General features: G+C 35.9%; 6 protein-coding genes. 1 reads left to right on the top strand and 5 read right to left on the bottom strand.

Annotated features, from left to right (window positions below; genetic code table 11):
* Positions 1-274 precede the first annotated feature (274 nt).
* The gene (locus tag QL232_RS16560; RefSeq protein ID WP_281614972.1) at positions 275-2,983 is read left to right on the top strand and encodes a choice-of-anchor D domain-containing protein; all 2,709 of its coding nucleotides are present in this window, start codon (positions 275-277) and stop codon (positions 2,981-2,983) included.
* 164 nt (positions 2,984-3,147) lie between these two features.
* Here the strand turns inward: QL232_RS16560 and QL232_RS16555 are convergent, their stop codons facing one another.
* The 5 genes from QL232_RS16555 to QL232_RS16535 form a co-directional block, all read right to left on the bottom strand.
* The gene (locus tag QL232_RS16555; RefSeq protein ID WP_281614971.1) at positions 3,148-6,084 is read right to left on the bottom strand and encodes a T9SS type A sorting domain-containing protein; all 2,937 of its coding nucleotides are present in this window, start codon (positions 6,082-6,084) and stop codon (positions 3,148-3,150) included.
* Between the two features lie 122 nt (positions 6,085-6,206).
* A complete protein-coding gene (locus tag QL232_RS16550; protein WP_281614970.1) occupies positions 6,207-7,487 on the bottom strand; it encodes an Ig-like domain-containing protein in 1,281 nt (426 codons plus the stop codon).
* A gap of 308 nt (positions 7,488-7,795) precedes the next feature.
* A complete protein-coding gene (locus QL232_RS16545) occupies positions 7,796-10,948 on the bottom strand; it encodes an Ig-like domain-containing protein (protein WP_281614969.1) in 3,153 nt (1,050 codons plus the stop codon).
* A 175-nt stretch (positions 10,949-11,123) separates the two neighbouring features.
* Positions 11,124-12,029: a hypothetical protein gene (locus QL232_RS16540; protein ID WP_281614968.1), complete on the bottom strand. Its 906-nt coding sequence runs from the start codon at positions 12,027-12,029 to the stop codon at positions 11,124-11,126.
* Positions 12,030-12,132: 103 nt separating this feature from the next.
* A complete protein-coding gene (locus QL232_RS16535; RefSeq protein ID WP_281614967.1) occupies positions 12,133-14,808 on the bottom strand; it encodes an Ig-like domain-containing protein in 2,676 nt (891 codons plus the stop codon).
* Between the last annotated feature and the right edge of the window lie 130 nt (positions 14,809-14,938).

Raw genomic sequence — 14,938 nt, 5'->3', positions numbered from 1 at the left:
TATAAATCCATTAAGTTAACGTACCCTAACATTGTGAAAAATTCTAAAAAACACAATCAACTATATAAATTGAGTATCTGTGAAATAATATTCTGTGGTAATCTAAATAGTAAAAATTAATGAAGTGAATTAAGTTGAATGGTAGAATTATTTTGAATGCAATCGGTTGAAGTATGATTTTTATTATGATAACATTCCACATACTTTTGAATACTCGAACATATTATTTCAAAATCTATATCATCAATCAGACTTAAATAATCATTAACCTGCTATGTCGAAAAAATACTCATTATCTCTCATTAGGATATTACTTTTGAACCTACTTATTGTATCCTATACTTTTGGTCAGGGAGCTTTGTCTATTGCACTTTCTAATGACGATGGAAGTTCAACTCCTTTATCTAACAATGAAACGATACCATTTGGAAATTTTGGAAACTCAGGGTCTTTTGTTTTCAAAATCATCAAACTAAGAAATACATCAACAACTGAAACATTGACAATATCATCATTGGCAACAAGTGGCAGTTCTTCCTTTTTCTTCTATCCAAATGCGGATGATTTTACGATCCCAGCTAATGATGAGGCAGATTTAGCTATTTATTACTCGCCAAGTGAGGATATCAGTGCTCAAAGAGGAACGATGACATTTAATACATCAGATACCAATGTTCCTTCATTCACTATTAATGCAGAGGCAAACCAAGATAAAGGGGAATTAGAAGTTACTTCTGATGATTATGTCATTACAAATTACACTATCGATTTAGGCGACGTAAAGCTTGGGGAGACTATATACTTTACGTTAAAGAATGAAAACATTGGAAAAGGGTTTATGTACGTATCTCCTTTGTCTAATTTCTCTACAAACAATGAAATCAGTGCATCGATTACTAAAAAACATATTTACGGTAATGGATACTCGTTTAATGATAACCTAACTTTTAAAGCAACGACATTAGGAGACATCAATACGACCTTTGAACAAAAATTAGAAAATGCCAATAAAGACATAATTAAATATACCATTATAGGTAGAGTGGTGTCCGGGAAAGCAGAGGTAAAGTATAATGATGTAGTTGTTGCAAATAATGCTACGATAGATGCAGGCAGAATAAGCTATGCAACTACAGAGTTTGAATTTGATTTAGTGAATACAGGTAATGCACCGTTAAAAATCACAAGTGTTAATATAACGGAGCTGAATGGTGCATTTTCACTACTTAATGGTGGAAATCATGAAACATTACAACCTGCAGCGTCAAAAACATTCAAAGTACGTTTATCACCACAAAGCATTGGTCAGAAAGATGTAACACTTAATTTTTATACAGATGGTTCACCTTTAAACCATGTTAAGGTGAAATTATCAACAGTGGTTGAAGCGGCTATTCTAAGGTTAGTCAATAAAGATAACAATGAAGTATCTAATTCAGCGGGCTTCTTTCTAAAGAAAAACTACAATGGGGAAGTAGTAAATGATGAACTCTATATTGAAAACATTGGCAATATGGATTTAGATATTACTTCTTTTACGGAGGTTTATGATTCTAACCATGAATTAGAACTAAGTTATGCTGGTGGTGTAATCCGACCTAATGAGCAACAAAAGATAGAAGTGACCTATACTCCAAAAGTAAATAGAGTATCACAAACTCAGTTTCCTGTTGAAATCAAATCCAACAATAGAGAGAATAAGGACATTCTTTTACAAATTCATACGCAACATTTCTTCAATGAGTCTCAGTTGGTGTACAAACGGAAGCATGTTACGGAGTCTTTCCCAATTATCCTGGGAGAAGTAATTATGAATGACGGTCTTGAGTTTGATATGGAAGTAAAAAATACGGGTAATCTTCCAATCACTGTGCAAGACTTGAAATTCGAAAATGTAGACCAGACTACGTTTGAAATTATTTCTTCACCTAAAGATAAAATCCTACCGAGCACTAGTGGTAAGGTAAAGATTTATGTGAAAGAAAAAGAGAAAGCACACTTTATCCAAGAAACACTTGTAGTGACGACGAATGATCATGATACTCCAGTACAGAAAGTACAAATTGAGGTATCGATGATTAAAGGAGATTTAGTTGTAACGTACTATAATGACAGGTTCAGTGTTTGGGACGGAGCAGTTATTGATCAGGGTAGTTTAACTTACGATAATAAGTTTTCTAGTGATTATACATTAAAAAATACAGGTAGAGCACCATTAACGCTAAATTCTTTGACTGCAGAAAGTGCCGAAGGACATAAAGTGAGTTTTTCTGGAGTTAACTTCCCGATCACATTACAACCCAATACTTCTGCGACTTTAGTTTTGGAAGTTGAAGCGATCCAACCTGGGACTTTCCAATCAAAATTTATTATTAATTCTGACGAAACCAATGCTAACATATTTGCTTTCGATTTGGCTTTTGATAATAAGGTACCACAGTTAGAAGTGGTATTTGGTCAGAGTATAGAGAATGGGGGAGTATTGGATTTCGGAGCTACCAATGAATATACGATTGAGCTAAAGAATACAGGAACTGAAATCCTTGAATTAGATAAATTAGAGATCGAAGACAACAGTGAATTTACATTAACCTTTGATACGGATGTCACTTTCTTACGTCCGGATGAAACAGTAGAAGTGAAAGTGAACTATAATGTAGCAGATAAAAACGCTGCAGATGGCACTTTAAAAATTTATACAAACGATTTAGATCATGCTGTATTTAGTATTCTGTTAAAAGAAAAGGTGGTTACAAGTACAGACGAACTTCCTATTCAGTTTGTCGTCTATCCCAATCCATCTAATGATAAATTCTATATTAATGGGTTAGATAAATCAGTACCTTATCAACTTTATGATTTCCAAGGTAGATTGATTCAGTCTGAAACTACAAATGGTGCGATCGATGTACATCATCTTGAAAATGGGTTATACTTATTATCCATCAATAATCATCTGCCGATAAAAGTAATTGTCGAATAAGAAACATTTTAGTAGAATTATATAAGTGAAATAAAAGGGTCAGACTTTTCGAAGTTTGACCCTTTTTGTGATAAAGAAGTTGAAAGTTTTCATTCCTTTCTAACTCTTTTAAATATATTTCTTACTGAGAAGTGAGAACCTAAAATCCGATAGAAATGGCTTTACTATTTGATAATTTTTCTCACAATGGTTTGTCCATTTTGTAATGTAACTTTTAAGCAATAAAGACCCTTTTCCCATTGATCTGTATTGATTTGAATTGCTTGATCGTAGATCTCTTGAGAATACTTTAGATAACCATTGACATTCAGTACTAAAATAGACTGTATCACCGTATTCGATTGAATGGATAAGAGGTCTGTTACAGGGTTTGGAAAAATCTGAATAGACATGTCTTTGTCATCAATTGAAGTAGGATCACCTATTTCAAAACTGATTCTGTAGGTTCTAACAGACCCATCTTCTGCAGAAACAGTCACTGATGCTAAATCATCCAATGTAGCAGCTTGAGTGATTTGAACAGAAGAATTTTGATCTGTTGCTGTTGCAGAAACTTGTGGAATATCAGAAGTACCAGATGGTAAAATTACAGTATAATTAAGTTCCTCAGCGGAGAAAGTAGGAGATAAGGTACCATTATCAACCGTTAAAGATGATAAACTGTTATCTGTAGATAATGCAATACCGCCGTACAGGTTTATTGCATCTATACGAGTTGTAATGTTTGTTGTTTTCCCACGATATAGTCTGAAGAAGTTAATAGCACTTAAATCAGGTGTGCCTCTTTTCGCTGCTAAACTAGTTTCCAGTTCGATGTAGTTCCAACCTACTTTTAAATTGTTTTTATCAAGACTCCAACTGTATTCATCCACATCAGCTTGTCCAGAACTACTAATTTCTACTTGGTTCTTGTCTTCTAATGCAGTAACGTTAGAAACGTAATACCAAAAAGACAATTTCACATTAGATTCTGAACCATTGGAATCGAAAGCTTCAGTGAAATTTTTTACAAATTCTACGTCGTCTGTCCCTGAAAATTCTAAACAACCTTCTCCTTGTTTCTGATCAACAGTGTTTATGGCTAATATGCTCGGATTCCATCCATCCTTCACTTCACATTCATCTAAATATTTCCCTAAAGCTGCATAAAAACTTATGGTATAAGTACGTTGAGTTACCCCGTCCTCAGCGGTAACCACAACCGTAGTTGTCTCATCCATTGTCTCTGCTTCTGTAATAGTAACTGTAGCTTTTCCATCTTGATTAGCTGTTGCTGTTACTGATGGGATTGTGTTAAAACCAAAGGGTAGTTCTACGGAATATTCCAAAATTCCAGGACTAAACGAAGGATCTAAAGTGCCGGCTTCTATAGTTAATAAAGAAAGACTGGCATCGCTTGCAAACGAGTTATTTTCACCAATAAGTTGAATATCATCAATACGAGTAGTTACTTCTGAAGTTTTGCTTCTGTAAAGTCTAAAGTAATTGATGGCAGTTAAGTCAGGATTTCCTCTTTTATTAGCGTCTTTCGTTGATAATTGTAAGAAATTCCACCCCGATACTAGATTGGCTTTATCGAGACTCCAACTATATTCATCGACATCAGATGTGCCCGAACTAGTAATTTCAACTTGATTACTATCTTCAAACAAAGAAGGGTCAGATACATAGTACCAAAATTCCAATACAGTTCCTTCTTCTGTACCATTGGCATGTGTTGGAGTTGTTAATATTTTCTCAAATTCAACGTTCGATGATCCCTTAAATTCGATACAACTTAAACCTTGCTTCTGATCAGTATTTTTTAAACTCAACCCATTTGTATTCCATCCTGTTAATGATTCACATTCATCAATAATATAATAATTAGGACGTTCTTCGCAATTGCTAAATAGCACCTTTCTGAGTAGGAGATTTTGTTTGGAAACGAAGACTTCACGGTTACCGTCATCATTAATACAAGTAGCTCCTGTAGACTCGTAGATTATATCATTTGTTGCATCCGTTCCGTTTTGATAGCTGAAAGAATATTGATAATTTTTATCTACTGCTAAATCGACTTTGCAAGCATAAATGCCGTCTTCATCAGTATCTGTCATTAATATTGGTTGACCTTGACCTTGTATATTTACCCAAACCTGCTTATTGTAAATATCATTTTTTTCAGCCATATCAACTTGGAACAATGTACCAGTTTCGATGTTTCCTTTTAATTCCCAAACTGGAGATGATTTACCCTCTCTAACAAGATATAGATCAATACCATTTACCCCATAGGCAATGGCCTCTCCACCATTTCTTTGTGGCATAGTTATTTTTCTTGGAGCTATTCCAAAAGCATCTTCCCATGACGTACCATCATATCGAGTAAACTCGTAAGCATCCGTATAAGTTAATACAATTGCATGTTGACCATCGTTAGAAATGTCCATAGCCGTTGTACCATCCATTGGAAATTGTCCAATAATTTTTGCTGTAGTAGTAATATCTTCTGATGTAATCGATAGGGGAATTTCATAAGCAATTTTATTTCCACCGACACTAGATTTACTCACTAATATAATTTTTTCGTTTTCGACATCAACACCAATTGATTCACAATTCTGTGATCCATTTTCATATTGATAGGTAATAGTTTTTAGAATTTCATAGCTATTATTGGAAGTACTTTGAGGATCATACTCTGGCTCTTCAATGATATATAAATAATATTCTGATTTATTGATTGGGTTGTCGCCAAAATTACCAATAATCAAGTAAGAAGTTCCGTTCATCACAAAAGAAGAGATGTCTTCCCAGTCTCTTGAACTAGCATTACTTCCATTCTTATTTTTTACAATACCATGAGTCAATACAGCACCAGATTTGTCAATAAGCCAAAGGTTGGGGCCATCGCCAGAATCATTGTGTAGCCAAAATGCATTTTCAGTATTGTATGAGGCTGCAAGTCCACTCGCCTCATCAATCAAAGGGTCTGTTATCGTCCCTAAAGTGGTTGGGCTATTATAATTAATGTCAAAGGTTTGTGCTGATCCCGATAAACTAAGGAAGAACAACACAAGGCTACACATTTTCACCTGATAATTAACAAGAACATTCATAAGCTTTTATAGTCTATTATTTTGTTTGTTGGTGTTTAGGATTAATAAAATTAACCATTTTATATAAAGTATGGCCCCCTTCGAGAAACTCAAAGGAAGCCAATTCTTCATCATCTAAATTATTATGGTAATAGTTGTATACTTACCGCACCACCTCTTACAGTGAAAGTGTTATCGTAGAATTGATCATCATGAGTTAGATATAACATTGTCATATCATCACCAGCTGTACCGTTAGAATTATATCCGTAGTTTAAGTCAGACATAGTAGATTCTTTACCATTATCTGTAGCAATCACTACTAAGAAAGGACCTTTAGCACCTTTGTGATCAATACTTGCTTTTTTATTGAAGAAGTATAAATCTTGAGTTGCACCAGTACTAATCAAACCATCATAAGAAAGGATAGTCAATTTAGCTGCTGCATTTTTTGTATTGATTTGACCATGATCATCTTTATTACTAGATGTTACTTGGCGTACCCATACTTCAGCACTCTTATCGTCATCACCACCGTAACCAATTTTCGTCCAATCACCACCTTCTACTTTTGATTCTTTTTGATACTGACCTGGATCAGGGTTACCATGACTTGCTGAAAGAATTAGGAATTCTGTAGTTCCAACAACACTATTATTGAAAATAATGTCTTGGTATCCACTCATACGCGTGTATGGAAGGATGTTTAAACTGAAATCATCCCAAACAATATCTTGAGACTGTGCTGCTTCTACTTCGATGGTTACAGGAGCACTTGATGTTACATTGTCTTTTTGATCTTTCATCTTTAAAACAATAGTATGTGATCCTGGAGTAAGGTTATTTACCGTAAATTGGAAAGGAGCCTCTTGATCTAAATCAATGTAAGTGTTATCAATCCAAAGTCTCATATTCTTCACGCCATCTCCATCAGAGCTAGCAGAAGTGATAAGGATATCTTCTCCTTCTGTGAAAGTATCTCCATTAGATAAAGAAGTAATTTCAACAGAACCTGGTAAGTTACCATCAACTACTGTGATTGATATAATTTCACTGTCATGGTTTACACCGTCTGCTCCATTGGCCCTAACCATTAAAGTATGCGTACCTAAGGCAAGTCCACTTACATCAAAATTATAAGGAGCCGTTTTTACCACACTGTGAAAAACATCATCGATCCATAAACGACAAGCAATAAGATCAACATTTGTATCAGTGATTGTTTCGACACTGATTGTTGACCCTAGAATCACATTCGATCCGTTCAAAGGGTTTGCAATTGCAACCACTTCTCCTGCAGCAAGTGTTCTTGCTGAAGAGCTTTCAGTTTGACTTGATTCGACTTCAGGAAGTACTTCCTTGTTACAAGCTGAAAAAAGCACAATTAGAGAAGAAAATAATAATGATAGTTTTGTAAAATTCATTTCGTAATACTTAAAAAGTTAAATTATAATAGAGTGAAATTTGAGTTCAATGAGTAGAAACTTATTCTAATAGCTGATTAATCTAAAAATTTTCACTTCGACTTTATGATCATCAAATGTATTTAGAACGCTTAATGCGATATTAATGAATAATTAATGTGGGCTTCTTTTCAGAACTCAGTCAAAAAATATTTAAAAAAATATGCTACCGACATCATTAATAGCATGTACGGTAGCATATCATGGGTTTATATTAATTGGCTAACTTAATATTAATAAGTGCCAATAATCTGAAGTTATTATGATAATTACTTCACTAGATTGACAGTTTTCTGTAGGTTTTGTCCTACGATTCTAACCGTATATTTACCCGGAAGTAGGGACGATGTTTTGATTTCAATCTTATTTCGCCCACTGTTTGTGACAGCGTTTGTAGTTAAGACTACCTTACCTAAAATATCATAGAAAGTGATACCGATTTGTTCAGATGTACTCGCTTCAAATTCTAGGTTTACGATGTCTGTGATCGGATTCGGGTAGACTTTAAATTGATTTATTTCATCATAGCTACCTCCAAATACAGATTCAGTACTCATTGTTCTACTACTTGAGCCATTATCTTCATAAGTAATAGTAAGTTTTGGAGCATCTGCTGGAGAAGAATTAGTGTAAGCTTTCGCCACTCTTCTGCCTGTACCTTGAATAATAAATACTAAATGCCCTTGAGCCCAGCCAGATCTGTTTACAATTTCCTGAACAATATTTTTAAGATCAGGAGTTCTTTGTGCACTACCTGCTTCACCCACTGTATTCCAAGCTGCTGGAGTCCATGCTACAGATGCAGTGGTTTTTGGTCGTAAAGAGATATCATTTGTATTTGTAGTAAACGTACTTGGTCTATTCGCAAACTGTGCATGTATAGTCAAAGAACCATTATCATTTTTATTTTCATCTGCTGTAAACTGTATAAAGGCATTGGTGATTGTAGCCCCTTGCGGTATATTAATATCTCTAAAACGAATACCGACCATTTGATTGCCAGCATTTTCAAGATCATCGTATACCAATTCAAGATCAGTGCTACTTGTGCTTACCAACCCGCTTTCTGCTTCTTCGGCATCATCATTTCCTTTAATCACACTAACTGTAATTGTAGTACCAGATGGTTTCTCTGTAAAATTCGCAGTGATGTTTTTGTTCTGATCCATAAGCACCGTCACAGGGTTTTCATTACTTGTGATGTCGCCAGACCAACCACTAAATTCATAGCCAGAAGCAGGGTTAGCTGTTAATGTTACTTCTTGACCTTCTTCAATACTATTCTGATTAGGAACTGAAGAAGTGATAGTACCATTGGTTGCTGCTAATGATAAAGAATAGGTATTCTTATACTCAACGATAAGTTGTGGCGCGGCTGTACTTGAACCTTTGTAAGACTCTGCAACTCTACGGCCTGTTCCTTCAATGATAAATGCCATATTATTTCCTGAAGTCCATCCATCTCTATCAATCACTTCCTGAACAAGTGCACTTAAGTTAGGAGTTTTCTGAGCATCACCTGCCTCACCAATAGTACTCCATGTAGTTGGTGTCCATGCTACAGATGCATTGGTTTTAGCTCTTGATGAAATATCATTAACAGTTGAAGAAAAGGCTGCTGCAGAATTAACGTCCTGAGCGTAGATGTTCATCGAACCTTCATTATTCTTATCTTCATCTGCCGTAAATTGAATATAGGCTTCTGTGATTATTGCACCTTGTGGAATATCCAATGCTTGGAAACGAATACCAACTGACTGATTACCTGCAGCCTCATGAGGATCGTAAACTAATTCTAAATCAGAACTACTAAGATCTATAGACCCGTCCTCGGCTTCTTCCGCATCATCTTCATCAGTACTTACGCGTACATTGATAGAATTTTGTGTAATACCCACTTTGAAATTTCTCGATGATGATGACATCGTATTACCATCGTTATCTTCCACCAATGCAGAGTAAGAATATTGACCATTTGCAGGAATTGTGTATTCTACTTCATACGGAGCCGTATTATCTGAACCTACTGAAACACCATTAACAAAAAACTCAACATCTTTTACACTTCCGTCTGAATCAGTAGCAGAAGCACTTAATGTGATTGTTGTTGGTTCACTGTAGAATTGGTCGTTTTCTGGAGAAACTAGCGACACTTCTGGAATACCTCCTTGGTTTTGGATGGTAACCACTGCACCGTTTGAAGGAGCCCAGATATCTAAGTTTGCAGGAGCAGAGAAAATATTGCTATCATTAACAGTACCAACACTTTCTGCATTATCTACCTTAATTGTTCTAAGCTCAACTTTAGATCGATCAACGAAAATCCATTTTACTTGGTTGAACATTCCGCTATCTCTTGTCCAAGATTTATTGTCGTTGTTAGAACGTAATGGAGCTCCCCAACAACCTTCACCAGTATATACTGTTCCACTTACATCATCTCTGACAAAACCTTCTTCATTTCCAGTATCGGTAGAAGGTCTTACTGGCCAAGTCGTTTTTACTGTATGTGCATCACATTCTACAACTAACTTGACATTATTTTGGTAGAAAAGGTCTGCCCAACTGCTGTAATGTGTGTTTCCTTCCGTTTTGCCACTTACATGTGGTCGCATAGGTTTATGGTATTGAGCAGATTTCCAATATACATTTGCATTGGCAGCCAAATCATTGGCCAACCAAGTTGTTTGATCACCTGTGATAGACATCTCTGTATTAAGTGTATATACTCTCAGTAAATCTGTACCAAAAGTAATTCCGTAGTACACATCAGTAGAGGGTGTATCAAACAGATCATAGATCATTCCGTTAGAACTTTCATGGTTACCTCTTGCGGCAACAATCGGAATCATACGGCCGTCTGTACCTATTGTCAATTGCCAATCGTCAAACCAGTTTTGCCATTGTTCGTCTGTACCTGCAGAGGTCATGTCGCCACCAAAAAATACAGCATGTGGACGAAGTCTCGCCACGATACGGTTACCGTTCTGACGAGGTTCTCTGTTGTTACGAGAATCGCCACCTGAAATAAATGATAGACGTTCTGAAGAAGAAGAAGGAGCGGTCTTAAACCAGAAACGTTGGCTTGTTCCGTCGCTATCTTTGATCACAAAATAATAAGCAGTATTCGGTTGTAAGCCTGTCAATCGAGCAATCTGGTTGCTCATTCCTTTGTACTCTACAGAACGGTCTACGCTTTTAGTGAAAGCGTACGCATTGGCATTCGTACCATGATCTACCACATCATAGTGTACAACAGGATTCACACCCGAAATTTGGTTCCAAATAATATTGATGGTAGTTGCTGGATCATCTCTGAACGTAAGACGATATTTGTCTGTTGAGGCATAGGTATTCCATGCCATTCCAAGCATTATCATGTGTACCATGAATAATGATCGTAATAGTAATTGTTTCATCATTTCACTTGTTAAAAATAGTAGTTATAAGAAATCTGATTCGTTGAAAGTATTTAAATTTCTTATTGAAAAAATTCCCCAAATTATCTGTAATTTGAGGAGCAATACATATCAGTATAAAAAAGATATGCTACCGACATCTTAATGGAATGTGCAGTAGCATATCATGTGATTTATATTAATTAGCTAAACCGATATTACTCAATAATTTCTGAGAGAAGTTTGGCGATTCCATTTTTGCAGTATCCTTAGCATTATTAATCTGTGTCAGGATGATTAATGGAAGTAAAGCATGTGGTGCTCTATAAATTACGGCAGGTAACCATTGTAATAATGTATTTCCTAAGAAATCAATGTGGAAATGTCCTGTTAATCTAGCCATTGATGTAAGCGTTCCCCAAAGTACCATGTAAGCCAACATTGGCTTTTGAATTCTTGGGATAAAAATACCAACGGCAACAATAAAGTCCAGAATACCAGCAGTTAGTAATAAATCTTTCGCAACGCTTTCAGTAACGCCCAACGTAGAAATTGTCATGTCTACAAACTTACCAGGTACAGGGTAGAAACCTACTGCATATAAACCATGGCAGATAAATGTTAGGGCGATCACACATTTTGCAAAAAGTATTGGAAATTTTTCTTCTTTATAAGTAACCACATACCATAATAGAAAGGGTGCAGAGAATTGAGCTGAATATTCTAAAAATTGGCCCAACTGCATAAATTTTTCTTTTGAATAGAGGAAAGCCAAAAACATCAATCCTAATGCGCCAATGATCTGAAGCTTCATACCAATTTTCTTTAGGATACCTTCTTTGTTTAAAAAGAAAACCGAGATAGCCGCTAATAGATATAAAACACCAAATAGATCGATGCTAAGATTGATCATTTTGTCTGTAGTAGGACTAGTTACGTAATCAAACCAATTATAACCTAATACGTTTTCGACAAAGCCTCTTAGTAGCCCTTCGTCCCATAATAAAGTTCTAAATGGAGCATCCCAAACTAAATGTTGAATTGCTCTACCTATAAAAACACAAAATGTACTTGTAGCAAGTAATAAGTATAATTTCGATTTCATCTTTCTTTTCTGTTAATACGTTTCTTATTCTTATTTTCTGTAAACTTCAAGTAAGCCTTGGCTTACTTGAAGTAGATGATAGTTTAAGGGGAATTTCCAACGTTTACTTCAGAAGGTTTACTGTTTTATATAGGTTTTCTCCCATAATTCTAACAGCATATTTACCTGGAAGTAATGTTGATGTTTTTATTTCAATTTTATTGCTTCCGCTGTTTGCTCGAACATTTTTAGTTAACACTATCTTCCCTGAAATATCATAGAAAGTAATACTAATTTGTTGAGTTGAACTTGCGTTAAATTCTAGATTTACAATATCTGTAATAGGGTTGGGGTACACTTTAAATGGATTGGTTTTTTCAAAGTCAACTCCTAATACTGGATTTGAAGTATCATCTTCATCATCATTATCAGATGGATCTTCTTCCTCTGTTTCATTTCCGGTATCTTCATCGTCAGTACCTTCCTCTTCATTTTCATTGCTTGTACCTTCCACAACGAAATTGGCAGTAATGTTTTTGTTCTGATCCATAAGTACTGTCACAGGGTTTTCATCGCTTGTGATGTCGCCAGACCATCCGTTAAATTCATAGCCAGAAGTAGGGTTGGCTGTTAATGTTACTTCTTGACCTTCCTCAAATAATTCCTGATCAGGAGCAGAAGAGGTAATAGTACCGTTGGTCGCCTCAAATGATAAAGTATAAGTGTTTTTAAACTCAATGATAAGTTGTGGTGCTTCTGTACTTGAACCTTTGTAAGACTCTGCAACTCTTCGGCCTGTACCTTCGATGATAAATGCCATATTATTTCCTGAAGTCCATCCATCTCTATCGATTACTTCTTGAACAAGTGTACTTAAATCCGGCGTTTTCTGAGTATCACCTGCGTCTCCAACAACATCCCAATCTACAGGAGTCCATACTACAAATGCAGTGGTTTTAGGTCTTGATGATATATCATTGATAGTTGTAGTAAAGGCTACTGGAGAATTATCGTTTTGAGCGTAGATATTCATCGAACCTTCATCATTTTTATCTTCATCTGCCGTAAATTGTATATAGGCCTCTTTAATTATTGCACCCTTAGGAATATCCAATGCTTGGAAACGTATACCTACGATTTGATTCCCTGCATCTTCATGAGGATCGTAAACTAATTCCAAATCCGAACTGCTAAGATCTACAGACCCGTCCTCGGCTTCTTCCGCATCATCTTCATCAGTAATTACGCGTACATCGATAAAGTTTTTAACAATACCAACTTTGAAATTTCTTGTTGAAGTTGCCATCGTATTGCCCTCATTATCTTCTACCAAAGCAGAGAAAGAATACTCCCCAATTTCAGGAATAGTGTACTCTACTTCATACGGAGCAGTATCATCTGTACCTACAGAAGCACCATTAACGAAGAACTCAACATCTTTTACGCTTCCGTCTGAATCAGTAGCAGAAGCACTTAATGTAATAGTTGTTGGTTCACTATAGAATTGGTCGTTTTCTGGAGAAACTAACGACACTTCTGGAATACCTTCTTGGTTATGGATCGTTACCACAGCACCGTTTGTAGGAGTCCATATATCTAAGTTAGCAGGAGTAGAGAAAATATTGCTATCATCGACTGTACCAACACTTTCTGCATTATCTACTTTAATTGTTCTTAGTTCAATTTTTGATTGATCAACGAAAATCCATTTAACTTGGTTGAACATTCCGCTGTCTCTTGTCCATTCTTTATTGTCATTGTTAGAACGTAATGGAGCTCCCCAACAACCTTCACCAGTATATACTGTTCCACTAATATCATCTCTAACAAAACCTTCATCATGTCCTGTATTGGTAGAAGGTCTTACTGGCCAAGTTGTTTTTACTGTGTGTGCATCACATTCTACAACCAACTTGACATTATTTTGGTAGAAAAGGTCTGCCCAACTGCTGTAATGTGTATTTCCTTCTGACTTACTACTTACATGTGGTCGCATAGGCTTATGGTATTGAGCAGATTTCCAATGAACATTTGCATTCGCTGCTAAATCGTTTGCCAACCAAGTTGTTTGATCACCTGTGATAGACATCTCTGTATTAAGTGTATATACTCTCAGTAGATCTGTACCAAAAGTAATTCCGTAATAAACATCAGTAGAAGGCGTATCAAACAGGTCATAGATCATTCCATTTGAACTTTCATGGTTACCTCTTGCGGCAACAATCGGAATCATACGGCCATCTTCACCAATTGTCAATTGCCAATCGTCAAACCAATTTTGCCACTGTTCGTCAGTACCTGATGAAGTCATGTCGCCACCAAAAAATACAGCATGTGGACGAAGTCTTGCCACGATACGGTTACCGTTCTGACGAGGTTCTCTGTTGTTACGAGAATCGCCACCAGCAATAAATGATAGACGCTCTGAAGAAGAAGAAGGAGCTGTTTTAAACCAAAAACGTTGGCTTGTTCCTTCACTATCTTTGATTACGAAATAATAGGCGGTATTGGGTTGTAAACCAGTTAATCGAACAATTTGATTGCTCATTCCTTTATATTCTACAGAACGGTCTACGTTTTTTGTCATAGCATATGCATCGGCATTTGTTCCATGATCTACCACACCATAGTGTACAACAGGATTCTCACCCGAAATTTGATTCCAAATAATATTGATGGTAGTTGCTGGATCATCCCTAAAAGTCAGACGGTATTTGTCTGTCGAGGCATAAGTATTCCATGCTATGCCAAGCATTATCATGTGTACCATGAATAATGATCGTAATAGTAATTGTTTCATAATATTATTTGTTTATTGCGTTGTAATAAGAAATCTATTTCGTTGAAAGTTTCTTCTGCAATAGCTGGTTCATTGGATATGTATTTCATCCTTGTTGCAGATTTATTACTAAATTAAAGAGTTGCTCTTT

This window comes from Flammeovirga sp. SubArs3 (assembly GCF_947387565.1).
GTDB classification, from domain to species: domain Bacteria; phylum Bacteroidota; class Bacteroidia; order Cytophagales; family Flammeovirgaceae; genus Flammeovirga; species Flammeovirga agarivorans.
The sequence above is the reverse complement of the archived record's forward strand: the minus strand, read 5'-3'. Positions and strand labels throughout refer to the sequence as shown.

Excerpts from the sequence above, each read along its gene's own strand:
- QL232_RS16560 (WP_281614972.1), top strand. The coding sequence starts at position 275 with ATGTCGAAAAAATACTCATTATCTCTCATTAGGATATTACTTTTGAAC.
- QL232_RS16550 (WP_281614970.1), bottom strand. The coding sequence starts at position 7,487 with ATGAATTTTACAAAACTATCATTATTATTTTCTTCTCTAATTGTGCTT.
- QL232_RS16540 (WP_281614968.1), bottom strand. The coding sequence starts at position 12,029 with ATGAAATCGAAATTATACTTATTACTTGCTACAAGTACATTTTGTGTT.
- QL232_RS16555 (WP_281614971.1), bottom strand. The coding sequence starts at position 6,084 with ATGAATGTTCTTGTTAATTATCAGGTGAAAATGTGTAGCCTTGTGTTG.
- QL232_RS16545 (WP_281614969.1), bottom strand. The coding sequence starts at position 10,948 with ATGATGAAACAATTACTATTACGATCATTATTCATGGTACACATGATA.
- QL232_RS16535 (WP_281614967.1), bottom strand. The coding sequence starts at position 14,808 with ATGAAACAATTACTATTACGATCATTATTCATGGTACACATGATAATG.